23 protein-coding genes and 3 tRNA genes are annotated in these 21,711 nt (G+C 62.7%); 21 read left to right on the plus strand and 5 right to left on the minus strand.

The window, feature by feature from the left end; translation table 11 throughout:
- The first annotated feature begins 2 nt into the window (after positions 1 to 2).
- The 7 genes from AAGW23_RS20295 (at position 3) to AAGW23_RS20325 (ending at position 4,753) form a co-directional block, all read left to right on the plus strand.
- A tRNA-Gln gene (locus AAGW23_RS20295) sits at positions 3 to 77 on the plus strand.
- 53 nt (positions 78 to 130) lie between these two features.
- Positions 131 to 205: transfer RNA gene (locus tag AAGW23_RS20300), tRNA-Gln, on the plus strand.
- An 83-nt stretch (positions 206 to 288) separates the two neighbouring features.
- Positions 289 to 1,230: a ribose-phosphate pyrophosphokinase gene (locus AAGW23_RS20305; RefSeq protein ID WP_021208703.1), complete on the plus strand. Its 942-nt coding sequence runs from the start codon at positions 289 to 291 to the stop codon at positions 1,228 to 1,230.
- 124 nt (positions 1,231 to 1,354) lie between these two features.
- Positions 1,355 to 1,972: a 50S ribosomal protein L25/general stress protein Ctc gene (locus AAGW23_RS20310; protein ID WP_342408080.1), complete on the plus strand. Its 618-nt coding sequence runs from the start codon at positions 1,355 to 1,357 to the stop codon at positions 1,970 to 1,972.
- 34 nt (positions 1,973 to 2,006) lie between these two features.
- On the plus strand, positions 2,007 to 2,591 hold the full coding sequence (gene pth, locus AAGW23_RS20315; protein ID WP_148924468.1) for an aminoacyl-tRNA hydrolase: 585 nt from the start codon (positions 2,007 to 2,009) through the stop codon (positions 2,589 to 2,591).
- A 138-nt stretch (positions 2,592 to 2,729) separates the two neighbouring features.
- Positions 2,730 to 3,830: a redox-regulated ATPase YchF gene (gene ychF / locus AAGW23_RS20320; RefSeq protein WP_342408081.1), complete on the plus strand. Its 1,101-nt coding sequence runs from the start codon at positions 2,730 to 2,732 to the stop codon at positions 3,828 to 3,830.
- Positions 3,831 to 4,054: 224 nt separating this feature from the next.
- Positions 4,055 to 4,753 carry a DNA-3-methyladenine glycosylase gene (locus AAGW23_RS20325; protein WP_342408082.1) on the plus strand — a complete coding sequence of 233 codons (699 nt, stop codon included), beginning with the start codon at positions 4,055 to 4,057 and terminating at the stop codon, positions 4,751 to 4,753.
- 8 nt (positions 4,754 to 4,761) lie between these two features.
- Here AAGW23_RS20325 and AAGW23_RS20330 read toward each other — a convergent pair whose 3' ends face one another.
- Both AAGW23_RS20330 and AAGW23_RS20335 read right to left on the minus strand, forming a co-directional pair.
- Complete coding sequence (locus AAGW23_RS20330) at positions 4,762 to 5,877, minus strand: metallophosphoesterase (protein ID WP_342408083.1); 1,116 nt, start codon at positions 5,875 to 5,877, stop codon at positions 4,762 to 4,764.
- A gap of 404 nt (positions 5,878 to 6,281) precedes the next feature.
- Complete coding sequence (locus AAGW23_RS20335; RefSeq protein ID WP_342408084.1) at positions 6,282 to 6,476, minus strand: hypothetical protein; 195 nt, start codon at positions 6,474 to 6,476, stop codon at positions 6,282 to 6,284.
- A 258-nt stretch (positions 6,477 to 6,734) separates the two neighbouring features.
- Between AAGW23_RS20335 and AAGW23_RS20340 the strand changes: the two genes are divergently transcribed.
- The 4 genes from AAGW23_RS20340 to AAGW23_RS20355 all read left to right on the plus strand — a co-directional run bounded on the left by AAGW23_RS20340 (position 6,735) and on the right by AAGW23_RS20355 (position 9,201).
- Positions 6,735 to 6,866: a hypothetical protein gene (locus AAGW23_RS20340; protein ID WP_342408085.1), complete on the plus strand. Its 132-nt coding sequence runs from the start codon at positions 6,735 to 6,737 to the stop codon at positions 6,864 to 6,866.
- Positions 6,867 to 6,937: 71 nt separating this feature from the next.
- Positions 6,938 to 7,014: transfer RNA gene (locus AAGW23_RS20345), tRNA-Met, on the plus strand.
- A gap of 77 nt (positions 7,015 to 7,091) precedes the next feature.
- Complete coding sequence (locus AAGW23_RS20350) at positions 7,092 to 7,319, plus strand: hypothetical protein (RefSeq protein ID WP_342408086.1); 228 nt, start codon at positions 7,092 to 7,094, stop codon at positions 7,317 to 7,319.
- Positions 7,320 to 7,734: 415 nt separating this feature from the next.
- On the plus strand, positions 7,735 to 9,201 hold the full coding sequence (locus AAGW23_RS20355; protein WP_342408087.1) for a lipid II flippase MurJ: 1,467 nt from the start codon (positions 7,735 to 7,737) through the stop codon (positions 9,199 to 9,201).
- A gap of 316 nt (positions 9,202 to 9,517) precedes the next feature.
- Here the strand turns inward: AAGW23_RS20355 and AAGW23_RS20360 are convergent, their stop codons facing one another.
- Complete coding sequence (locus AAGW23_RS20360) at positions 9,518 to 11,449, minus strand: sigma-54-dependent Fis family transcriptional regulator (RefSeq protein ID WP_342408088.1); 1,932 nt, start codon at positions 11,447 to 11,449, stop codon at positions 9,518 to 9,520.
- A 395-nt stretch (positions 11,450 to 11,844) separates the two neighbouring features.
- On the opposite strand from AAGW23_RS20360, the gene AAGW23_RS20365 reads away from it, so the two are divergent.
- From AAGW23_RS20365 to AAGW23_RS20405, 9 genes are read left to right on the plus strand one after another with little or no spacing between them, the layout of a single operon-like run.
- A complete protein-coding gene (locus tag AAGW23_RS20365) occupies positions 11,845 to 12,348 on the plus strand; it encodes a gluconate 2-dehydrogenase subunit 3 family protein (protein WP_342408089.1) in 504 nt (167 codons plus the stop codon).
- 48 nt (positions 12,349 to 12,396) lie between these two features.
- On the plus strand, positions 12,397 to 13,974 hold the full coding sequence (locus tag AAGW23_RS20370; protein ID WP_342408090.1) for a GMC family oxidoreductase: 1,578 nt from the start codon (positions 12,397 to 12,399) through the stop codon (positions 13,972 to 13,974).
- 25 nt (positions 13,975 to 13,999) lie between these two features.
- The gene (locus tag AAGW23_RS20375) at positions 14,000 to 14,989 is read left to right on the plus strand and encodes a thiamine pyrophosphate-dependent dehydrogenase E1 component subunit alpha (protein WP_342408091.1); all 990 of its coding nucleotides are present in this window, start codon (positions 14,000 to 14,002) and stop codon (positions 14,987 to 14,989) included.
- Positions 14,990 to 15,038: 49 nt separating this feature from the next.
- Positions 15,039 to 16,109, plus strand: a complete 1,071-nt coding sequence (locus tag AAGW23_RS20380; protein WP_342408123.1) for a 2,3-butanediol dehydrogenase — start codon at positions 15,039 to 15,041, stop codon at positions 16,107 to 16,109.
- A 13-nt stretch (positions 16,110 to 16,122) separates the two neighbouring features.
- The gene (locus AAGW23_RS20385) at positions 16,123 to 17,145 is read left to right on the plus strand and encodes an alpha-ketoacid dehydrogenase subunit beta (RefSeq protein WP_342408092.1); all 1,023 of its coding nucleotides are present in this window, start codon (positions 16,123 to 16,125) and stop codon (positions 17,143 to 17,145) included.
- 5 nt (positions 17,146 to 17,150) lie between these two features.
- On the plus strand, positions 17,151 to 17,384 hold the full coding sequence (locus AAGW23_RS20390) for a lipoyl domain-containing protein (protein ID WP_342408093.1): 234 nt from the start codon (positions 17,151 to 17,153) through the stop codon (positions 17,382 to 17,384).
- 2 nt (positions 17,385 to 17,386) lie between these two features.
- Positions 17,387 to 18,088: a 2-oxo acid dehydrogenase subunit E2 gene (locus AAGW23_RS20395; RefSeq protein ID WP_342408094.1), complete on the plus strand. Its 702-nt coding sequence runs from the start codon at positions 17,387 to 17,389 to the stop codon at positions 18,086 to 18,088.
- Positions 18,085 to 18,852, plus strand: coding sequence for a lipoate--protein ligase family protein (locus AAGW23_RS20400; RefSeq protein ID WP_342408095.1), 768 nt, complete (start codon positions 18,085 to 18,087; stop codon positions 18,850 to 18,852). The genes AAGW23_RS20395 and AAGW23_RS20400 overlap by 4 nt, the downstream gene beginning before the upstream one ends.
- Before the next feature lie 53 nt (positions 18,853 to 18,905).
- Positions 18,906 to 19,463 (plus strand): VOC family protein, encoded by a 558-nt coding sequence (locus AAGW23_RS20405; protein ID WP_342408096.1) that lies wholly within the window; start codon positions 18,906 to 18,908, stop codon positions 19,461 to 19,463.
- 197 nt (positions 19,464 to 19,660) lie between these two features.
- On the opposite strand, the gene AAGW23_RS20410 is transcribed toward AAGW23_RS20405, so the two are convergent.
- Together AAGW23_RS20410 and AAGW23_RS20415 are read right to left on the minus strand one after the other, a co-directional pair.
- Positions 19,661 to 20,248 carry a glutathione S-transferase gene (locus tag AAGW23_RS20410; RefSeq protein WP_342408097.1) on the minus strand — a complete coding sequence of 196 codons (588 nt, stop codon included), beginning with the start codon at positions 20,246 to 20,248 and terminating at the stop codon, positions 19,661 to 19,663.
- On the minus strand, positions 20,245 to 20,673 hold the full coding sequence (locus AAGW23_RS20415; RefSeq protein WP_342408098.1) for a VOC family protein: 429 nt from the start codon (positions 20,671 to 20,673) through the stop codon (positions 20,245 to 20,247). The genes AAGW23_RS20410 and AAGW23_RS20415 overlap by 4 nt, the downstream gene beginning before the upstream one ends.
- 113 nt (positions 20,674 to 20,786) lie before the next feature.
- Here AAGW23_RS20415 and AAGW23_RS20420 point away from each other — a divergent pair, with 113 nt between their 5' ends.
- Positions 20,787 to 21,689, plus strand: coding sequence for a LysR family transcriptional regulator (locus AAGW23_RS20420; protein ID WP_342408099.1), 903 nt, complete (start codon positions 20,787 to 20,789; stop codon positions 21,687 to 21,689).
- The last annotated feature ends 22 nt before the right edge of the window (positions 21,690 to 21,711 follow it).

Consider the following 21,711-nt stretch of genomic DNA (forward strand, 5'->3'; position numbering starts at 1 on the left):
ACAGGGGCGTCGCCAAGCGGTAAGGCACCAGGTTTTGATCCTGGCATGCGTTGGTTCGAATCCAGCCGCCCCTGCCATAACCTTTCGGGGTTAGTACAGCCGGACAAGCACTTTTCAGGGTTACATCTACAGGGGCGTCGCCAAGCGGTAAGGCACCAGGTTTTGATCCTGGCATGCGTTGGTTCGAATCCAGCCGCCCCTGCCAAACATCACGAGAGCTGTTCAAAACGCCTGGCCTTTTGAACAGCTTTTTGTTTCATCGGATCCACCCTCAGGCAGGTACTGCGCGTGTCCAAGATGATGGTCTTCACGGGGAATGCCAACCCCGACCTGGCCCGGCGTGTTGTACGTCAGCTGCATATCCCTCTCGGTGACGCTTACGTCGGTAAATTCTCCGACGGCGAAATCAGTGTCGAGATCAATGAGAACGTTCGCGGTAAGGACGTCTTCCTGATTCAGCCGACCTGTGCTCCCACCAACGACAATCTGATGGAACTGGTTGTGATGGCAGACGCCTTCCGCCGGTCCTCCGCCACTCGCATCACAGCCGTCATCCCCTACTTTGGTTACGCCCGTCAGGATCGCCGCCCGCGCTCCGCACGTGTGCCTATCAGTGCCAAGGTCGTGGCAGACATGCTCGATGTGGTAGGCGTTAACCGCGTCCTCACGGTCGACCTGCACGCCGATCAGATTCAGGGTTTCTTCGACATGCCCGTGGATAACATCTACGGCTCGCCGGTCCTGGTTGATGACATCCAGGCTCAGCGCTTCGAGAATCTGATGATCGTCTCCCCCGATATTGGTGGCGTGGTGCGTGCTCGTGCCGTCGCCAAGTCGCTGGGTGTGGATCTGGCGATCATCGACAAGCGTCGCCCGAAGGCCAACCAGTCTGAGGTGATGCACATCATTGGCGATATCGAAGGTCGTACCTGCATCCTCGTCGATGACATGGTCGATACCGCCGGCACTCTGTGCCACGCTGCTACTGCTCTGAAAGATCATGGCGCTGCCAAGGTCTTTGCGTATTGCACACACCCGATTCTGTCCGGTCGCGCCATCGAGAACATCGAAGGCTCGGTTCTCGACGAACTGGTCGTGACCAATACCATTCCGCTGTCCGCAGCGGCGCAAGCCTGTACCCGTATTCGCCAGTTGGACATCGCGCCAATGGTGGCTGAAGCGGTTCGCCGCATCAGCAATGCTGAATCGATCAGCGCGATGTTCCGCTAAGCCCAACGCTTAGCCCCTTGCGCAGAACGAAAATGTGCCCCGCCTCGTGCGGGGCTTTTTGCCCAACCGCCCGGTAGCGCTGGTCGCGAGCGTTTCGGGTGCGTTGTTATCCTGGAGAAACACAATGACTGATTTCACCCTGAATGCCCAAGTGCGTTCCGACCTGGGGAAAGGTGCGAGCCGCCGCCTGCGTCGTAACGCCAGCCTCGTCCCGGCCGTCATCTACGGTGGCGACAAGGCCCCGCAGTCCATCAGCCTGCTGGCCAAAGACCTGGCCAAGATGCTGGAAAACGAAGCCTCCTTCAGCCACGTGCTGACCCTGAATGTCGACGGCCAGAACGAATCCGTTCTGATCAAGGCACTGCAGCGTCATCCGGCCAAGAGCTTCGTCCTGCACGCTGACTTCGTCCGCGTCGTCGAAGGTCACAAGCTGACCGCTACCGTTCCGCTGCACTTCATCAACCAGGAAACCTCGGTTGGCGTGAAGCAGCAGGGTGGCGAAATCCTGCACAACATCAACGAAGTCGAAGTGTCCTGCCTGCCGCAAGACCTGCCAGAGTTCATCGAGGTCGACATGGCCAAGGTTGAAGTCGGCCAGGTTCTGCACATGACCGACCTGACTCTGCCGAAAGGCGTTCAGCTGGTCGCCCTGGCACACGGCAGTGACCTGCCAGTTGCCAACGTTCACGCCCCTCGCGTGAGCAAGGAAGACACTCCGAAAGAAGAAGGCGCTGCCGAGTAATCCACTCGTCATCACCTGAGGAAGGGCCTCTGTCGTGACTGCCGTTAAACTGATCGTCGGCCTGGGTAATCCAGGCCCTGAATACGACCAGACCCGGCATAACGCAGGGGCCCTTTTCGTTGAGCGTCTGGCTGCCCACAAGGGCGTCAACCTCAGCGCCGATCGCAAGTATTTCGGCCTGGTCGGCAAGTTTCGCCATCAGGACGAAGATGTCCGCCTGTTGATCCCCACCACCTTCATGAACCGCAGCGGTCAGGCGGTGGCGGCACTGGCTGGATTTTTCCGTATTCCCCCCGAGTCCATCCTGGTTGCCCACGATGAACTCGACATGCCCCCCGGCATTGCCAAGCTCAAACAGGGCGGCGGCCATGGTGGGCATAACGGGCTTCGCGACATCATTGCCAAGCTCGGCAATCAGAATAATTTCTACCGCCTGCGTCTGGGCATCGGCCATCCAGGCCACAGCAGTCTGGTAACCGGTTATGTATTGGGCCGGGCGCCCCAGGCCGAGCGCGAAAAGCTCGACGCCAGCATCGACTTCACGTTCGACGTGCTACCCGAGATTCTTGCCGGTGACTGGACGCGTGCGATGCAGCGTCTGCACAGCCAGAAGGCCTGATCGAACTCGACGCGGGACCGCAAGACAAGGCAACGGCTGAGCGGAAAGCTTGCACTGCAGCGCATCACGAAGCCGTTTAACGCAGTTTGGCAACGCCGGTAGCGCATCCGCTGCCAGCCAGTACCGAGGCAAGACACCATGGGATTCAATTGCGGCATCGTCGGCCTGCCCAACGTCGGCAAGTCCACCCTGTTCAACGCGCTGACCAAGTCCGGCATCGCTGCGGAAAACTTCCCCTTCTGCACCATCGAGCCGAACAGCGGCATCGTACCGATGCCCGATCCGCGCTTGCAGGCCCTGGCTGAGATCGTCAAGCCCGAGCGAATCCTGCCGACCACCATGGAGTTCGTCGACATCGCCGGCCTCGTCGAAGGTGCCTCCAAGGGTGAAGGTTTGGGCAACAAGTTTCTCGCCAACATTCGCGAGACCGATGCCATTGCCCACGTGGTGCGCTGCTTTGAAGACGAGAACGTCATTCATGTCTCCAACTCGGTCGACCCCAAGCGCGACATCGAAATCATTGAGCTCGAGTTGATCTTTGCTGACCTCGACAGCTGCGAAAAGCAACTGCAGCGCGTCACACGCAACGCCAAGGGCGGTGACAAGGAAGCCGTCGCACAGAAAGCACTGCTGGAAAAACTGATCCCGCACTTCACCGAAGGCAAGCCAGCCCGCACCCTGCTGAAGAAACTGGGTGAGGACGAGATGCAACTGGCCAAGGGTTTCCACCTGCTGACCAGCAAGCCGGTGATGTATATCGCCAACGTTGCCGAAGACGGTTTCGAGAACAACCCGCATCTGGACGTAGTAAACGCCATTGCAGCCGAAGAAGGTGCCGTCGTGGTGCCGGTGTGCAACAAGATCGAAGCGGAAATTGCCGAGCTGGATGATGGCGAGGAAAAAGACATGTTCCTCGAATCGCTCGGCCTCGAAGAGCCTGGTTTGAACCGCGTGATTCGTGCCGGTTATGAACTGCTCAACCTGCAGACCTACTTCACCGCAGGCGTGAAGGAAGTCCGAGCCTGGACCGTGAAGATCGGCGCCACCGCCCCTCAGGGCGCCGGCGTGATCCACACCGATTTCGAGAAAGGCTTCATCCGCGCCGAAGTGGTCGCCTATAACGACTTCATTCAGTACAAGGGCGAAGCCGGCGCCAAGGAAGCCGGCAAATGGCGCCTGGAAGGCAAGGAATACATCATCAAGGACGGCGACGTGATGCACTTCCGCTTCAACGTGTAAGCGAAATCGCCAGCTCGGCATGCGCTGATCGCAACGCTCAAAAAGCCTCGCTCACGCGAGGCTTTTTGCATTCCGAGCCGCAAACTCGTCCTGCTGAACAGTCAGAAAAAGCGTCTGCGCCAGGCATCTGACTGACGACCGGTACGGAATCTGACCATCATCCGCGGAATATTCGCCCCGCTTGCGCGGTCGGAACAGGCAGACCTGCCGAAGCCGGAGCCCAGATGAACAGCCTCACCGAACCACCGCTACAGCACCTCGACGACGCTTTTTTCGACCGGGACGCGCAAATCGTCGCTCAGGCATTGCTCGGGACCGTGATTCGCCATTGCGTAGACGGTTTATGGTTGTCGGCGCGCATCATAGAGACTGAGGCCTACTACATCGACGAGAAAGCCAGTCACTCATCACTCGGCCACAGCCACTCGCGGCGTGCCATGTTCATGCCGGCCGGCCATCTTTATCTCTATTACTCACGTGGCGGGGACTCGCTCAATTTCAGCGTACAAGGGCACGGCAACGCCGTCTGCATCAAGGCCGGATATCCCTGGGTCGACTCGCTGTCAGGTGAAGCGTCCATCGAACGCATGCGCACCAACAGCCCCTCGGCCGCAGGCGGCCCACGTCCCCTGACCCGTCTCTGCTCCGGCCAGACACTGTTATGCAAGGCCCTGGGGCTGAAGGTTGCAGAGTGGAATGCCCAGCGCATGGACCCTGCCAGACTGCGCGTGGACGACATTGGCGCACGTCCGGACATCATCCAGACCACACGCCTGGGCATCCCCACCGGCCGTGACGAGCATCTGCCCTACCGCTTCGTGGATGCAGGCTTTGCCGCGCACTGCACACGCAATCCTCTACGCCGCGGGCAACAAGAAGGCCAGGATTACGCACTGCTGAGCCGCGAGTCATTGGCGGGCTAGTTTCTGGCTCAAACAGCCCTGACCAAACGAATTCGCGTGATCTCCGACGGCGCCCCAAAGCGCAGCGGTGGCCCCCAGTAACCAGTTCCGCGACTGATATAGATCTGCATTTCACCGACGCGCTGCAACCCTGCCACCCAAGGCTGCTGCCAGCGCACGAAATGCATCCAGGGCCAGAATTGGCCGCCGTGCGTATGTCCCGACAACTGCAGATCGCAGTCCAACTCCAATGCGGCCTTCGCTGAACGGGGCTGGTGCGCCAGCAGGAGGCGAGGCACATCGTCGGGCGCACCGGCAAATGCTGCGACCGGATCGCTGCGATGGCTGGGCCGGAACAGCTCCGCGGAATAATCGGCAATGCCTGCGAGCACCATACCTGCATCGCCGTGCTCGAGCTGAACATGACGATTGAGCAGCACGGCCATACCCAGCCGCTCGAACTCGGCAATCCAGCTGTCCGCACCGGAGTAGTACTCGTGATTGCCGGTCACCACATACGTGCCATGGCGCGCGCTTAGCTGCGCCAAAGGCGCAATGTCATCGGCCAAATCGGCAACGCTGCCATCTACCAGATCACCGGTGATCACGATGAGGTCCGGCGAAAGCCCGTTGACCCGCCTGACGATCGCATCGATATAACCCTGCTTGATCGTCGGCCCCACGTGGATGTCGCTGAGCTGCACAATGCTGAAGCCCTCCAGCGCTGGCGGAAGATTACGCAGCGCGATGTTGCGTTCAACCACACGAGCCGTTCGCCGCGCATTGAGCACACCGAACAGGGTGACCGCTGCCACCGCAACGATGACGGCCAACGCCGTGACTCGCCCAATAGCAGCCGACTCCCAACCGAGCAACGAGGCCAACACCAAAACAAAGGCGCGCAGCAATGCAAAGATCGCCAGGCTGGAAAAGATGCCCATCGCCAACAATCCGGACCACGCCAGCAGCGCACTTCCCGCGCCGCGCACCAGAACGCCGAAACGCATCAGCACAGCCGAGAGCACGAGATAGCCCCATGCCAAGACGCTGCCGAACAGTCCGAGGGAAAGATCTGGAATCAGCGTGACACCGACGAACACATGCAAGCCAATCAGCAGCGCAACAACCGACAACCGCCTTTTCATGCGTCAACGTCTCTTGAGCAAGGAAGGACATGTTCCTACACACCCTGGCCGCAGGCGGCGTAACGGAACCGAAAAGAACTTGCAGCGCGCTTATCCCTAGGATGTCCTCAATACCCCTGTGCCTGAGGCATAGGCCATAGACGTTCCGGCCAGCGCCGACGGTAATAGACGTGGGCTGTCACTAAGAATTTACCCACCCGTTCAAATCCTATCCGCTGAGCGGGCCGGATTGATTCGGCGGCCAGAACGCTTGGATACCAGCGGACAGACACAACCGCAAGCAAATGATTGATCGAGCTTAAAGCGCAGCTGCCCAGCCACCTTGATGCAGAGCCGGAACGCCTGCCTCACAAGTTGCACGCCTCCGGCACGGCTTGAACCATCATAAGCACAACCTAACCCAGCTACATCACGCCAGGATCAGGCATCGGGTCCGGGGGTGGCGGTTCCTTTTCCAGCTGCTCAAGTACTCCCTCCGGCAGAACACCACCATCGTCCAGCTCGGTGTCACTCTCGGCGTCGTCGAGGTCATTCATCGGCGATTGGTCCGCCAGCCAGGGATGCATCGGCGGATCGCTTGGAAGGGGAATGCTGAGCATGATTGATCTCCTCACATAGGTGCCTGAAGGATTAGGCAGCCCCGGTACTGCATCGTTCGGACCGGTCATCCATGACTCGTCCAGGCATGTTCACCCAGGACTCACTCCGGGAATTAAAGAAAACGGCTAATCGCACAGCCAGCGCGGTATTGCGGGAGTAGACCGCTTGGACCGGCTGGAACCCCCTGACGTTCGACTCGACTCGACTAGCACAAGCGCGATCACCTTGCCGCCAACCTCCAGGCGCAAGTGCTGCAAATGGCATACGAACAGATGCAGCAGATCGCCGCGCCCGACCGCAACGAGCGCATGGCCACCCCAGGACACTCGCCAAACGGGGTTGATCGACAGCGCACCGGCAGCGGTCGGACCGGCGGCATAAGCATTTGAAAAAGCAGGTAGAAAAAGCCCACCCGGAGGGTTGACACACAACCGCGCGGCGCGAATAATGCGCGCCACTTGGCTACGTAGCTCAGTTGGTTAGAGCATAGCATTCATAATGCTGGGGTCCGGGGTTCAAGTCCCTGCGTAGCCACCAAATTAAAGAAAGGGTTCAGCGAAAGCTGAGCCCTTTTTTTGTGCCTGCCGTTTAGCCAGCCACACCGAGAGTGCCCCATGAGAGACGACTTCGACAACATCCGCGCCGAACGCGAAACACCCTATCGCACCGCTGCCGCCCATACCAACCAGCATGCCGGTCTCTGGAAACAGATCGCGATCGGCATCGTGGTTGGGCATCTGTCCTTGGGGCTGATTGGAGCGGTGGTCTGGATGGTGGCGACGCAGCTGCTTGTAGGGGATCTGCAGATCGTCATACCGTGGACGGGACAGTCTCAGGGATGATGGGGTTGTTTTGACTGACCTGTGCAATTCTTAGCACGTAGAAATTCATCTGTCCCATCCTCGCAGCCACCAGAGCAGCGACGACGACTAGCACCCAACGATCAGTCAGCGACCGCGGAGCCGCCCGAAGAAAAGGTCAGCTACGAAATGAACAAGGTCCCCCTACAAATAGGGGCGAACCATAAGCAGTCCCGCTGCGCTCGCATAGTGGCTTTGAGCATCCAAATTTGGCGTGCGCGCCCACAGTCAGCGCTTGGCGACGGCTCAGGAACTATACACAGGGCGCCCAGTCTATCTCGCATTCGCCGCCCCGGCCAATGATGGCTGCAAGTGCCGAGCCTGACGCTCGATCGCACCATCAGCGTTAAGTCGCCATTGTCCAGACTGCCGATATTGACCCTTACAGGATAAAGGAATGAATGTATCAGTAGTCTTGCTGGCGCTTACTGTCGCCAGTTTTCTAGTTGGCTTCCTGCGTGATTTGTTCATCGCCAAGGCCTTCGGTCTGAGTTGGGAAGCAGATCTGATTTTCGTCGCGCTGATTCTGCCGCTGTTCTTCGAACAGTTTTTCGGCCTGGCTCTGCGCGACGCCATGATTCCTTACCTTCAAAAGCTGCGCAGCCAGTCCGAGGCGCTGTTCCAAGCGGTTAGCCGTTGGTTGTACTGGCGCGTGATGCTCATGGGCGCGGCGGCCAGCACGCTGGCGGTAATCGGCAGCTACTGGATACTCGGCGCACTGGCACCCGGCTGGACCGATGTTCAGGTTGTGAGTGGCCAGGTGGTGTTCAGCGTGGGCGCCCTACTGGTCGCTGTTCAGGCGGCGCTCTACTGCCAGGGTGCGCTGCTCAACATGGACGAAATTTTCATACTGCCGATGATCCGCACCCTGCTGCTCAATACCGGCGCGATCATCGGCATTCTGCTGTTCCAGCCAACCGGCATGGTCATCTTTATCGGTATGCTGCTGCCCCAGCTGGCTCTCATCGTGGTCCAGCATCGCCGCATCGCCTACCTACGCGGCGGCGACAAGGTGGAGACGGCGGGACACGCGAGCGGTTTCGGCCTGGCGTTCGCACCGGTATTGCTTGCGGCGGGCGCCCAACAGAGCTGCGTACTTGCCGAACGGATGTTCGCCTCTTTTCTCGACGAGGGCAGCATCACCATGTTGTCCTTCGCGTTCCGCATCGTCACCATCCCCTTGACGCTCTATGCCCTGTCGGTCCTCTCAGTTCTGTTTCCGCGGATGGTCTCGAGCTGGGCCAACGGCAACTTCGCCGAACATGGCACGATGATTCGCAAAGGGCTGCTAGCAACCATGCTGTTCTTGGTGCCTGCCAGCGTGGTGCTCTGCTCGTTTCCGCAGAGCGTGGTCGCTGTATTACTGGAGCGCGGCCAATTCGGCGCTACCCAGACCGAAGCCACCGCGTCGCTGGTAGTGCTCTACGCACTGGGGTTGCCGGCAATGGGACTGGCACTGCTGTGGGGACGAGCGCTGTTGGCGCAGCAACGGTCGCGTGTGTTCCTGGTCGTCACGCTAGTCAGCTCGACAGTGACGGTCAGCCTAGACGCGCTGTTTTACCGTCCATACGGCGCCGAGGGCCTGGCCCTGGCATTTTCCAGCGGCGCTGCATTGCAGGCTCTACTGATGGGGCTCTACGTCTACCGGGCATCGCCGGCCGGCCTGGCCTTAACCATGCTGCTGCGCTGGGTTGCAATCGCCGCGGCCGTCGCCACCGCACTGCACTGGTTGCCGATGCCCCATGGCCTGTTGCAACTTGTCCTCTACATTCTGCTGGTGCTGGTCGCCTTCGCTGGCGGGGTGGTTATGCTTGGTGAGCGGGACCTGTTCAAGCCTGCATACTGGTCGCTGAGCAAGAACTGACGCGGGCCTATGCCGCCAACTCTTCCGAGTATGCCGGTGTCCAATTGCAGGCGCGCGAGTCGGCCCTGGCCTTCAAACGGGACGAGCGCCTGCAGCGTGTCGGCGCCTGAGCGAGGCCGACGCTTGCCACATTCGTGCGCAGGCCGGCGTCAGGCCGGACAACAAGGTGCCCGCGCAAATCGCCCTTACGATCATCGCCGACATCCTGTGCGGGTTTCACGGTAAGCAGCACGCTGCGCTGTGAACTGGATTGGCGACGGCCGCGTAAGACTCGGCGCGAGCGTCGTGTGCCTTTGCTTCGTCGCTTGGCCAGACTCTAGATCGGCGCTTCGATCCCCAGCACGCGCATGCGCCGGTACACCGTCGGGCGTGACACACCCAGCTCTCGCGCCACTGCGCTGACGTTCCAGCGGTGCCGACGCAGCTGGTCGCGCAGTGCTGACGCCGAGTCGGGCTCGGCGGCAGCTGCCGACTGACGACAGCGCGCCAGAATCGGAGGCAGGCATTCGTCCGGCAGATCCTGCACGGTGATTTCGTCGTCCTCACAGGTCGCCAGCGCATACTGCAATGCATTGCGCAGCTCGCGGATGTTCCCCGGCCAAGGGTAGGCCAGTAGCGCACTCATCGCATCGCCGCGCAGGTGCGGGTTGCCGGGGCGGCCTTCGGCGAGCTCGGCGAACACGCGCTCGATGAGAAAGCCCTTGTCGGCGCGCTCGCGCAGCGGCGGCAGCTTCAGCGCCGCGCCGTTCAGGCGGTAGAACAGGTCCTCACGAAACGTCCCGCTCTCGACCATCTGCCGCAGGTCGCGGTGGCTGGCGGCAACCACGCGGATGTCCACCTTCACCGGTTTCTCAGCGCCCAGCGGCATCACTTCCTGCTCGGCCAGCACCCGCAACAGCCGGGTCTGCAAGTGCAGCGGCATGTCTCCAATCTCGTCGAGGAACAGCGTGCCGCCGTCGGCCTGCTGGATCAGCCCGCGCATGCCCTTGCTGCGCGCCCCGGTAAAGGTCCCCGGGGCATAGCCGAACAGTTCACTCTCGATCAGCGATTCGGGCATCGCGCCGCAGTTGATCGCCACGAAGGGTTTGCTGCACCGGCTGCCGCTTTCATGCAGCGCCTTGGCCAGTCGTTCCTTGCCGGTCCCGGTCTCCCCATTGAGCAGCACGTTCAGCGGCTCGCTGCACAGGCGCTTGGCACGGGTGAGCATCTTGCGCATCACCGGGTCGTCGTCAGCGAGAGCATCGAGCGCGGCATGCCCTCCGGGCGCGCTGCGTTCGGTCGGCGCAGCGCTCTGGCGGCGCGGCTCCATCAGGGCGGCGAAAAACAGCTGGTGACGGTGGGTGCGAAAGGCGCGCACCTGATCGTGACTGGCGTAGGGAATGCTGAGCACGTCGCTCAACTCGCAATCGAACAACTCATCGACCCGCGTGTGCGCCAGGGTGCCAAAGGGGCCCGGCATCATCAGGCCGTGCTCGGCCAGCAGGCCGCGCGCGGCGGTGTTGCCAGCCAGCAATTGGCCGTCGTCACCCAGTGCCAGCAAGTAGCGACGGTTGATCAGCACGAACTCGCGTGAACCGTCGAAACAGAGGATCGGCCGCTCGCGGTACACGCGCATGAAATAGGCGTCTTCGATCATCCGTGCGTACTGCTTGACCAGCTGTAGCGCGAAGGTCTGAGAGTCCTTTGTGGGGGGCGAGTGCAATGCCGAGATGTCCAGCACGGCTAGCAGCTGCCCGTGCGGATTGAACATGGGCACGGCGGTACAAGTGAGGTTGGTATGCCAGACGCTGAAATGATCCTGCTGATGGCAGGTCAACGCCTGCTGTTCCTTGATACAGGTGCCGACCGCACAGGTGCCAGCGTGGTCCTCACCCCAGTCCGAACCAAGGAACAGGCCGGTCTTGCGATGCGCCTTTTCATCGGCCGGATCGCCGAGAAACTGCACGGCGATGCCACGGTTGTCGGTCAGCAGGATCACGTACCCAAGCTCGGCGATCTGCCGGTAGAGCTGCTCGACGCCCGCGCGGGCCACATTGATCAGCTCGTCGGCCTGATCCTGATGTTCACGCAGCACCTGCCGCGGCACGAAACGGGCCTCGGCCGGGTGCGCGGGGTCCAGACCATAGTCATGTACGCAGCGGCGCCATGAGCGCGCGATGATCGGATCGCGATCACCGGGCAGGTGCGGCGCATTGGCCAGGGACAGCACGGCATCGATATGACTGACAGGACCGGACAGCAGGTTCATGCCTCCTCCTTGAAGCGCTCGCACCAGACCTGACGCGGGCGACTCCAGCAATACATTTTATTGTTGTGCAATAACGTCAGGATAAACCATTAACCCGAACAGACCAGCCTGAACTTTAGAAGCACGTTGCCTGTTCAGGTTTTTTCCTGCGTACTGTAAAACGCTTTACAGCGCGTTACAGGTGTAAAGCTAAGAGTGTTTTACACATCAAATAACAAGCCGTCATAAATTTAAATAAAAACGATATTTATCAAAAACTTATATAACATATAAACGCTATTGAAGAGTTGGCATGACACCTGCTCGTACTGTTTTGCGGAACACCTTCTTCGCATAACAAGATCGCCAGCATTCCGATCATCCTGGAACTGCCGGTAATAATCAGGAGTTATGTCATGCACGATTCAGCTCGCCCGCACGGCACGCTAAACCGGCGACGTTTTCTATCCCTCTCCAACCAGTCGATGCTGGCATTCAGCTTGTCGCAACTGATTCCAATAACGCTGCTTGCCGAAGAGCAGCGGGCAGACCTCCCCGCAGGCTTGTTGCGCATGGGCCGTGACGTCTTCCCCCATGCGTTCATCAGCGACCACCACTATGTGCAGCCCTTGTTCGGCCTGCTGGACGAGCAGCCTGCGCTGGTCGCTCGCGGCCTGGACGAACTGCAGCAGCAGGCGCGCCAGGCCCATGGCTCTCCATTCGAACAGCTCGACGAGGCCGAGCGGGTGGCCCTGCTGACCGACATCGAGAACACCCCCTTCTTCAAGGCCGTGCGCAGCAGCCTGATGTTCGGCCTGTACGACAACAAGGCGCTGTTTCCGCTGTTCGGCTACGAGGGTTCGTCCTGGGAGTACGGCGGTTACGTCAACCGTGGCTTCGACGACCTGAACTGGCTCTGAACGCCCGCGCGCACAAGCTAACAACAAGAACAAGATGAGGAATACCCCATGGCAACTTTTGCCCAGGACGACGATGGCGTCGTGGTGATCATCGGCTCCGGTGCCGGCGGCGGGACGCTCGCCAACGCGCTGGCCAAACAGAAAATTCGCAGCGTGGTACTCGAAGCCGGTAAACGATTCAGCCTGGACGATATCGAGAACGACGAATGGGCCATGTTCAAGAAGATCTCCTGGCTCGATAAACGCCAGGCCGCCGGTGGCTGGCACCTCGCCGAGAACAATCCGACCCTGCCCGCGTGGATCGTCAAGGCGGTCGGCGGCAGCACGGTGCACTGGGCCGGGATCGCCCTGCGATTCCGCGATTTCGAATTCAAGATGCAGAGCATCAACGGCGACATCGCCGGTGCCAACCTGCTCGACTGGCCGGTGACGCTGGAAGAGATGGCGCCTTGGTACGAGAAGGCCGAGAAGCACATGGGCGTGACCGGGCCGAGCACCGGCATGGCCTATCACCCGTGGCACAACTCCTTCAAGGTGCTCGCCACCGGTGCCAAGCGGGTCGGGTACAAGGAGATCCTCTCCGGGCCGATGGCGATCAACACCGAACCCTACGATGATCGCGCGGCCTGCCAGCAGATCGGCTTCTGCATGCAGGGCTGCAAGATGGGCGCGAAGTGGTCGACGCTCTACACCGACATCCCCCGCGCCGAAGCCAGCGGCTACTGCGAGGTGCGGCCGCAGTCGATGGTGCTACGCATCGAGCACGACGCCAAGGGTCGCGCCAATGCCGTGGTCTACGCCGATGCCCAGGGCAACCTGCAGCGGCAGAAGGCGCGAGTGGTGTGCGTGGCGGGCAACTCCATCGAATCGCCGCGCCTGTTGCTCAACTCCGCCTCGTCAATGTTCCCCGACGGGCTGGCCAACGCCTCCGGCCAGGTCGGGCGCAACTACATGACCCACACCACCGCAGGCATCTTCGCGGTGATGCCCAAGCCGGTGAACATGCACCGTGGCACCACCTGCGCCGGGGTGATCTCCGACGAATCCTACAACGATCCGTCGCGCGGCTTCGTCGGTGGTTACCGGCTGGAGATCCTCGCCCTCGGCCTGCCCTTCCTCTCCGCCTTCCTCGACCCGACACCTCGGGGCTGGGGCAAGCAGTTCGCCTCGCGGATGGAGAAGTACAACCACATGTCCGGCGTCTGGCTATGCGGCGAAGACCTGCCGCTGGAGAGCAACCGCATCACCCTGCACGCCACCGAGAAGGACCAGTACGGCCTGCCGATTCCGGTGGTGACCAAGAGCGACCACCCGATGGACGCCGCCATGCGCAAGCACGGTGTCGCCGCCACCGCCAAGTGCTACGAGGCCGCCGGCGCCACCGACATCATCGAGCTGCCGCCCTACCCGGCCAGCCACAACATGGGCACCAACCGCATGAGCGCCAAGGCCCGCGACGGCGTGGTGAACAAGTGGGGCCAGAGCCATGACATTCCCAACCTGTTCGTCTCCGATGGCAGCCAGTTCACCACCAGCGGCGGCCAGAACCCCACCCTCACCATCGTCGCGCTGGCCCTGCGCCAGGCCGAGCAGATCGGCCGTCTGCTCAACGAACGCACGATCTGACCCGCCACTACCAGGGAGTCCACCCATGACCCAGCCCCACAACTCGCAGCGCCTGTGGATGTATGAGCAGATGCTGACCAGCCGCTACATGGAGGAATCCATCGAGCGCATCTACATGGAAGGCAAGACGCCAGTGTTCAACATGGCCAAGGGGCCGATCCCCGGCGAAATGCACCTTTCCAATGGCCAGGAGCCCTGTGCCGTGGGCGTCTGCGCCCATCTGAACGCCGAAGACATCGTGACCGCGACCCACCGCCCGCACCACATCGCCGTGGCCAAGGGCGTGGACCTCAACGAGATGATGGCCGAGATCTTCGGCAAGGCCACCGGCCTGTCCGGCGGGCGCGGCGGGCACATGCACTTGTTCGATGGCCGGGTGAATTTCTCCTGCTCCGGGATCATCGCCGAAGGCATGGGCCCGGCGGTCGGCGCGGCGCTGTCGCGACAGATGCAGGGCAAGCCCGGCGTGGCCGTGTCCTTTATCGGCGAGGGCGCTGCCAACCAGGGCGCCTTCCACGAAACGCTGAACCTCGCCGCGCTGTGGAAGCTGCCGGTGGTGTTCGTCATCGAGGACAACGCCTGGGGCATCTCGGTGGCCAAGGCCAGCGCCACCTGCATCGCGCAGCACCACGTACGCGCGGCGGCCTACGGCATGCCCGGTGTGTTCGTCGAGAACAACGACCCGGACGGCGTGTTCCGCGCCGCCGGTGAAGCCATCGAGCGCGCCCGCGCCGGTGGCGGCCCGACCCTGATCGAGATCGAGACCTACCGCCTGGCCGGCCACTTCATGGGCGACGGCGAAACCTACCGCCCCGAGGGCGAGAAGGACGGCCTGATGAAAAAGGACCCGATCCCCGGCTACCGCCAGCGCCTGATCGACGAAGGCGTGATGAGCGAAGCGCAGGCCGAAGAGATCGCCGCACGCGCCCGCGGGCGTATCGACGAAGCCGTGCAGTTCGCCCGCGAAAGCCCCTACCCGCGGCCGGAAGAGGCGCTGGAACAGGTCTTCGTGTGAGCCCATCCGAAAACAACAAGAGGAACGCCCGATGAACAGCCAAGCCACCATGACCGCCGCCGTCTGGCACGGCCGCAAGGACATCCGCCTGGAACAGGTCCCGCTGCCCGGCGCGCCGCAACCGGGCTGGGTGCAGATCCGCGTGCACTGGTGCGGCATCTGCGGCTCCGATCTGCACGAATACCTCGCCGGCCCGGTGTTCATTCCGGTGGATGCGCCGCACCCGCTCACCGGCATCAAGGGCCAGTGCATCCTCGGCCACGAGTTCTGCGGCGAGATCGTCGCCACCGGTGAAGGCGTCGAGGGTTACGCGCCGGGCGACAAGGTCGCCGCCGATGCCTGCCAGCACTGCGGTCAGTGCCGTTTCTGCAAGACCGGCCAGTACAACCTCTGCGAGCAGCTGGCCTTCACCGGCTTGATGAACAACGGCGCCTTCGCCGAACTGGTCAACGTGCCGGCCGAACTGCTCTACCGCCTGCCGGAAGGCTTTCCGCTGGAGGCCGGTGCGCTGATCGAACCGCTGGCCGTCGGCATGCACGCGGTGAAGAAGGCCGGCAGCCTGCTCGGCGAAACGGTTGTGGTGGTCGGCGCCGGCACCATCGGCCTGTGCACCATCATGTGCGCCAAGGCTGCGGGCGCCGGCCAGGTGATCGCCCTGGAGATGTCCGCCGCACGCAAGGCCAAGGCGCTGGAAGTCGGCGCCAACCGAGTCATCGACCCCAGCGAGTGCGACGCCATCGCCGAGATCAAGGCGCTCACCGGCGGCTACGGTGCCGGCGTCTCCTTCGAGTGCATCGGCCACAAGTCCACCGCCAAGCTCGCCATCGACGTGATCCGCAAGGCCGGGCGCTGCGTGATGGTGGGCATCTTCGAGGAGCCCTCGGAATTCAACTTCTTCGAGATCGTCGCCACCGAGAAGCAGGTGATCGGCTCGCTCGCCTACGCCGGTGAATTCGCCGACGTCATTGCCCTGATCACCGACGGCCGCATGGACGTCACCCCGCTGATCACCGGCCGCATCGGCCTGGACAACATCCTCGAACAGGGCTTCGAGGAGCTGGCCAACCACAAGGACCGCAACGTCAAGATCATCGTCAGCCCCGCCGCACTGGCCGGCTGAGCAGGAGAACCCCATGACCACAGCCGTAAAAGAAAGAAAGCTCACTATCGCCCGTGCCATGGCCGAAGCCGTGGCCCAGGAAATGCGCCTGGACCCGAAGGTGTTCGTGATGGGCGAGGACATCGGCCAGCTTGGCGGCGTGTTCGGCAACACCCGCGGGCTGTATGACGAGTTCGGCAAGACGCGCATTCGCGACACGCCGATCTCCGAGACGGCCTTCATCGGCGCCGCCGTGGGCGCCGCCTCGGACGGCATGCGGCCGATCGTCGAGCTGATGTTCGTCGACTTCTTCGGCGTCTGCATGGACGCCATCTACAACCTGATGGCCAAGAACACCTACTTCTCCGGCGGCAAGGTGCCGGTGCCCATGGTGCTGATGGCCTCCACCGGCGCCGGCTACTCGGATGCCGCTCAGCACTCGCAATGCCTCTACGGGACCTTCGCCCACCTGCCGGGCATGAAGGTGGTGGTACCAAGCAACGCCTACGACGCCAAGGGGCTGATGACTGCGGCCATCCGCGACGACAACCCGGTGGTGTATCTCTTCCACAAGTCGCTGCAGGGCATGGGCTGGTTGGGCACCGAGAAAGGCGCCACGGTGCCGGTGCCGGAGGAGCCCTATATCGTCGAGATCGGTAAGGCGAAAACGGTACGTGAAGGGCGCGACGTCAGCCTGGTCAGCCTCGGCGTAGGTGTCCACCACGCCCTGCGCGCTGCCGCGCAGCTGGAAAAGGACGGCGTCAGCGCCGAGGTCATCGACCTGCGCAGCCTGGTGCCGCTGGACCGCGAGCACGTCATCGCCTCGGTTAGGAAAACCGGCCGGCTGATCGTGATCGACGAGGACTATCACAGCTTTGGCGTCAGCGGCGAAATCATCGCCAGCGTCGTCGAGCACGACATCGGCATACTCAAGGCGCGCCCGCAGCGGGTGGCCTTCCCCGACATCCCCATCCCCTTCACCCCGGTCATGGAGCAATGGGCCCTGCCTAACGCCGACAAGATCGTGGCCGCCTACCACGCCATGCATAAGGAATGACGTTTATGAGTACCCCCATCGTGATTGCAAACGACCTCTGGGAAGGCGACGCCGAAGCGGTGATCACCTCCTGGCTGGTCAGCGACGGCGCCGAAGTGGCCGCCGGTGATCTGGTCGCCGAGGTCATGTCGGAAAAGGCCCAGTTCGAGATCGAGGCGCCGGCTGCCGGCGTGCTGAAGATCATCGAGGAAGAAGACGCGGTGATCGCCAAGGGCGCGGTCATCGCCCAGGTGGAATAGCCATGACTCGACTGGAAATCCTGCCCGAGCGCGCGCCCGAACGAGTGCCGCTCAAGGGCATGCGCAAGATGATCGCGGCGAAGATGCACGAAAGCCTGCAGACCACCGCGCAGCTGACCCACCACAGCGAATGCCGGCTGGATGCGCTGAAAACCCGTCGCGCCGAGCTGAAGGCCGAGGGCAGCGCGGTGTCCGTGCAGGACCTGTTGCTACTCAAGGTGGTCGAGACGCTCAAGGCCCATCCCGGCCTGAATGCCACGCTGGAGGACGAGGTGATCCACCAGCACGCGGCGGTGCATCTGGGTCTCGCCATCCCGCTGCCGGGCGATCTGCTGGTCGCCCCGGCGCTGTTCGATGCCGAACAGCTGGACGGTGAAGGCCTGTGCCAGGCACGCAAGGCGCTGGTGGACAAGGCTTTGGCCGGCAAGCTGTCGGTCAAAGAGCTGACCGGCGCCACCTTCACCGTGTCCAACCTGGGGCTGTCGCGGGTGCACCACTTCACGCCGATCCTCAATCCGCCACAGGTGGCCATTCTGGGGGTTGGCGGCATTCAGCGGCGGCTGGAACTCGGGCCCAGCGGCGAACTGGTGGACGTCGAGTGGATGGGCCTGTCGCTGACCTTCGACCATCGCGCTGTCAACGGCTCGCCCGCCGCAGAGTTCCTCGATGATCTCTGTCGGCGCATCGAGGGGTACGCGGCATGAACGGCATCGCCCGGTTCAGCGTGGGCGCCGGCCTGAATGCCGAGCGGGCGTTGTTGCAGCGCGTTTGCGACGGGTTGTTCGACTGCCAGCTGCTGCTCTGGCGCCCCACCGGTCAGGCGCTGGTGATGCCCGGAAGCTTCGAGCGCCGGCCCGGTTTTGCTCTGGCCAGCCAACGCTGCGCGGCGCAGGGCTGGCCGATCCTGCTGCGTGATACCGGCGGCGAGCCGGTGCCGCAGTCCTCGGCCGTGCTCAACATCGCGTTGGCCTGCGCCTTGCCGGCTGGCGACGAGACCGGCAACCGCATCGACATCGCTTACCAGCGGCTGCTCGAACCCCTGGCCCTGTGGCTGGCGGAGAACGGCCTCAAGGCCGGTGTCGGTGCGGTGCTTGGCGCCTTCTGTGACGGCCGCTTCAACCTCACGCTGGAAGGCCGCAAGCTGGCCGGCACCGCCCAGCGCTGGCGCCGCAGCCGCGATGGCAGACCGGTAGTGCTGGCGCACGCCGCGCTGCTGATCGAGGACTGGCGCGAGCCCATGGCCGACGTGGTGAACCGCTTCTACCACGCCTGTGCCAGCGACCTGCGCTGCCAGGCGGGGAGCCATCTGGCGCTCGCCGAGCGACTGGCCGACGCCTGGGCAACCGCTGCTTCCCTGCCCGAGTGCTACCAGCGCGTCCTCGCCTGGCAGGGCCTGGAACTCGGCGCCCGCACTAGCACCTATGCGCCCGAAGGCCTCGCCGCCGGACAGCACTCCCCCTTGCTTTGAATAACAACAACACGGCTGGCCATCCGGTCCGGCCCTGCACCGGAGGAAACACCATGAACCATCCCATCCCTACCCCGCCCAGAGGCAGCTTGCCCGGCCAGCGCGGCATCCAGCACTTCGGCCTGACGGTGCCCAACCTTGATGAGGCGGTGGGCTTCTTCTGCGAAGTGCTGGGTTGCGAGCCATTCTTCGAGTTTGGCACCTTCGCCTTCGATGACGACTGGATGAACGAGCACCTCAATGTCCATCCGCGTGCCGTCATCCGGAACTTCCAGATGCTGCGCTGCGGCAATGGCACCAACCTTGAGGTGTTCGAGTATTCGGCACCGGACCAGGCCGGCTCGCCACCGAAGAACAGCGACATCGGCGGCCATCACCTGGCGTTCTACGTCGACGACATGGACGCAGCGGTGGCTTTTCTCAGGGAGCGCGGCATCCGCGTACTCGGCGAGCCCTCGACCTTTACGGACGGGCCGGGCAAGGGCCTGATCTGGGTGTATTTCCTCGCGCCGTGGGGCCTGCAGCTGGAGCTGGTCAGCTTTCCCGAGGGCATGGCATACGAACAGGGACGTAGCCGCCTGCTCTGGGACCCGCGCGCGCCCGCCCGCTGAGCACAACGCCGGCTCGCCGTCGAGGGCCGGCCCGACCTCACCCAAGGATCAGAACACCGACAACACGCCTGCGCTTCGGCAGCCGCGTTGTTGCCGCCGGCCGGTTCACGCCTGCCCACGCAGCCGAGCGCTCAACCGAGCAGTCCCTCCTCGGCGACTGGAACGGCGATCCCTCGATGCTGAGGCCCGTCTCAGGCTCAGGGCTTGGGCAGATAACCCGGCAATGCTTCCAGCCGCCTCATCCAGCGGGCGACGTGGCTGTAAGGCGTGAGATCCACATCGCCTTCCGGCGCCAGCACCACATAGGGGTAGACCGCGCAATCGGCGATGGTGGGCCGGTCGAGCGCCAGCCAGTCACGCTGCTGCAGATGGTCGTCCAGCTGTTGGAGCACTTCCGGTGCCTTCGCCAGCGCCGCGGCCTTGTCCAGCGGATAGCCGAACTTCTGCACCAGCCGCGCCGCATTCACGCTGTGCTGAATCTCGTTGGCGGTGAATGACAGCCACTGCATGACCTCCGCCTGCCCGCGCGGATTGTCGGGCCACCACGCCAGTCCGCCGTAGGCGCCGGCGAGATAAACCAGAATGGCCTGCGAGTCGCGGACGACATGCCCGGCATCCTCCAGAATCGGCAGTTGCTTGAGCGGATTCAGCTCGGACAACGGCGGCCTTTTATGTTCGCCATTGAGGAAATCGACGGCTATCAGCTCGACATCGATGTTTGCCAGCGCTGCGAACAGCCGCACCTTGTAGCAATTGCCTGACGGACCCAGGTCGTACAGTTTCATTGCGCACCTCCTCTGATGAGCTGATTGAATTCAAGAACGTTGCCGTCGGGGTCGCGAATGAACAGCGCGATCCGTCGCGGGCCGATGGGATGCGGCCCCTCGGTAATGACGATGCCCTGCTCGTCCAGCCAGCCCTGAAGGGCCTCCAGGTCATCGACGATAAAGGCCGGATGGGTCATGCCGGGCCGCTTGACCGGCGCATCCAGCAGCACGTTGTGCGCATCAGCTGCACGCGCACCGTTGAAGATCAGGTTGATGCGCACACCGTCCGGGCTGACCATCTCGTTCGCCTCGAACAGCGGGAAGCTTGCGCGCTCGACGAAGCCCAGCGCCTGGTAGAAGGCCATCGCTCGCGGCCGGTCGCTGACACGAATGCCGATATGGTCGTAGACGAGAATGCGGGCGGGATTGGCTGACTGACTCATGTGCGAACGTCCAATAGACCTCAGTCCCTGCAGTCTCAGCCCGATAGCGGGTTTCACCTATACCGCCGTCCTGACAACATCTATGCAGCAATCGCACAAATCCCGGGGTGGCAATGGACAAGCTCAAGGCAATGGCCAACGTCGTTCGCATCGTCGACAACGGCAGTTTGAGTTCGGCGGCCGAGGCGGCCGGGCAATCGGTGGCATCAGTGGTCCGTTCGCTGGCGGCGCTGGAACGGCATCTCGGCGTGCGCCTGCTGAACCGCAGCACACGCCGCATGGCCCTGACGGACGAGGGCGCGCAATACCTGGCCTGGAGCCGGCGCATGCTGGCGGACTTTGCCGACATGGAGCAGCGGCTGGAAGCCAGCGATGGCAGCGTTCGCGGCCTGCTGCGCATGACCGCGCCAATGGAGTTCGGTCAGCGTTATATCGCGCCGTTGGTGAATGAATTTCTAAAGGAACATGCAGCGATTCGGGTGGAGCTGAACCTGAGCGACCAGATCATCCCGCTGCTCGACGAGCGCCTCGACCTCGCCCTGCGCATCGGCCACCTGCCCGACTCGGCGATGGTCGCCCGACAGATCGGCAGCACCCGTCTAGTCACCTGTGCCAGCCCTGAATACCTGAGCACCGCCCCGGCCATCGACACACCAGCCGCCCTCAGGGACCACGCCTGCATCGCCTTCGCCGGCCAGGGCCGCCACTGGTACTACCGCCACGGCGAAAAAGAACAGGCCGAAGAAATCAATCCGCGCCTGACCTGTAACCAGATCCGCGCCGCCAGCCTGGCCTGCGTGCAAGGCTTGGGCGTTACCCGACTGATGCACTATCAGGTCGCCGAAGCGCTGGCTGAGGGTCGCCTGGTGAGAGTGCTGAGCGATTACGAACCGGCGGACCTGCCAATCCAACTGGTCTATCCACACGCGCTGCAACTGTCACCCAAGGTGCGGGCATTCGTCGACTGGGCATGTCCGCGGTTGGAGCGCGTTACGCCGGGACCGGATGTGGCGTAAGGCTGCACCAGCCAGTAGCCCT

The sequence above is a fragment of the Stutzerimonas chloritidismutans genome (assembly GCF_038562055.1).
GTDB lineage: Bacteria > Pseudomonadota > Gammaproteobacteria > Pseudomonadales > Pseudomonadaceae > Stutzerimonas > Stutzerimonas chloritidismutans_A.

What these genes read in the sequence shown, in the direction of transcription:
- AAGW23_RS20310 (WP_342408080.1), top strand. Translation starts at nt 1,355, where the DNA reads ATGACTGATTTCACCCTGAATGCCCAAGTGCGTTCCGACCTGGGGAAA.
- ychF (WP_342408081.1), top strand. Translation starts at nt 2,730, where the DNA reads ATGGGATTCAATTGCGGCATCGTCGGCCTGCCCAACGTCGGCAAGTCC.
- AAGW23_RS20325 (WP_342408082.1), top strand. Translation starts at nt 4,055, where the DNA reads ATGAACAGCCTCACCGAACCACCGCTACAGCACCTCGACGACGCTTTT.
- AAGW23_RS20330 (WP_342408083.1), bottom strand. Translation starts at nt 5,877, where the DNA reads ATGAAAAGGCGGTTGTCGGTTGTTGCGCTGCTGATTGGCTTGCATGTG.
- AAGW23_RS20335 (WP_342408084.1), bottom strand. Translation starts at nt 6,476, where the DNA reads ATGCTCAGCATTCCCCTTCCAAGCGATCCGCCGATGCATCCCTGGCTG.
- AAGW23_RS20340 (WP_342408085.1), top strand. Translation starts at nt 6,735, where the DNA reads ATGGCATACGAACAGATGCAGCAGATCGCCGCGCCCGACCGCAACGAG.
- AAGW23_RS20350 (WP_342408086.1), top strand. Translation starts at nt 7,092, where the DNA reads ATGAGAGACGACTTCGACAACATCCGCGCCGAACGCGAAACACCCTAT.
- AAGW23_RS20355 (WP_342408087.1), top strand. Translation starts at nt 7,735, where the DNA reads ATGAATGTATCAGTAGTCTTGCTGGCGCTTACTGTCGCCAGTTTTCTA.
- AAGW23_RS20360 (WP_342408088.1), bottom strand. Translation starts at nt 11,449, where the DNA reads ATGAACCTGCTGTCCGGTCCTGTCAGTCATATCGATGCCGTGCTGTCC.
- AAGW23_RS20365 (WP_342408089.1), top strand. Translation starts at nt 11,845, where the DNA reads ATGCACGATTCAGCTCGCCCGCACGGCACGCTAAACCGGCGACGTTTT.
- AAGW23_RS20370 (WP_342408090.1), top strand. Translation starts at nt 12,397, where the DNA reads ATGGCAACTTTTGCCCAGGACGACGATGGCGTCGTGGTGATCATCGGC.
- AAGW23_RS20375 (WP_342408091.1), top strand. Translation starts at nt 14,000, where the DNA reads ATGACCCAGCCCCACAACTCGCAGCGCCTGTGGATGTATGAGCAGATG.
- AAGW23_RS20380 (WP_342408123.1), top strand. Translation starts at nt 15,039, where the DNA reads ATGACCGCCGCCGTCTGGCACGGCCGCAAGGACATCCGCCTGGAACAG.
- AAGW23_RS20385 (WP_342408092.1), top strand. Translation starts at nt 16,123, where the DNA reads ATGACCACAGCCGTAAAAGAAAGAAAGCTCACTATCGCCCGTGCCATG.
- AAGW23_RS20390 (WP_342408093.1), top strand. Translation starts at nt 17,151, where the DNA reads ATGAGTACCCCCATCGTGATTGCAAACGACCTCTGGGAAGGCGACGCC.
- AAGW23_RS20395 (WP_342408094.1), top strand. Translation starts at nt 17,387, where the DNA reads ATGACTCGACTGGAAATCCTGCCCGAGCGCGCGCCCGAACGAGTGCCG.
- AAGW23_RS20400 (WP_342408095.1), top strand. Translation starts at nt 18,085, where the DNA reads ATGAACGGCATCGCCCGGTTCAGCGTGGGCGCCGGCCTGAATGCCGAG.
- AAGW23_RS20405 (WP_342408096.1), top strand. Translation starts at nt 18,906, where the DNA reads ATGAACCATCCCATCCCTACCCCGCCCAGAGGCAGCTTGCCCGGCCAG.
- AAGW23_RS20410 (WP_342408097.1), bottom strand. Translation starts at nt 20,248, where the DNA reads ATGAAACTGTACGACCTGGGTCCGTCAGGCAATTGCTACAAGGTGCGG.
- AAGW23_RS20415 (WP_342408098.1), bottom strand. Translation starts at nt 20,673, where the DNA reads ATGAGTCAGTCAGCCAATCCCGCCCGCATTCTCGTCTACGACCATATC.
- AAGW23_RS20420 (WP_342408099.1), top strand. Translation starts at nt 20,787, where the DNA reads ATGGACAAGCTCAAGGCAATGGCCAACGTCGTTCGCATCGTCGACAAC.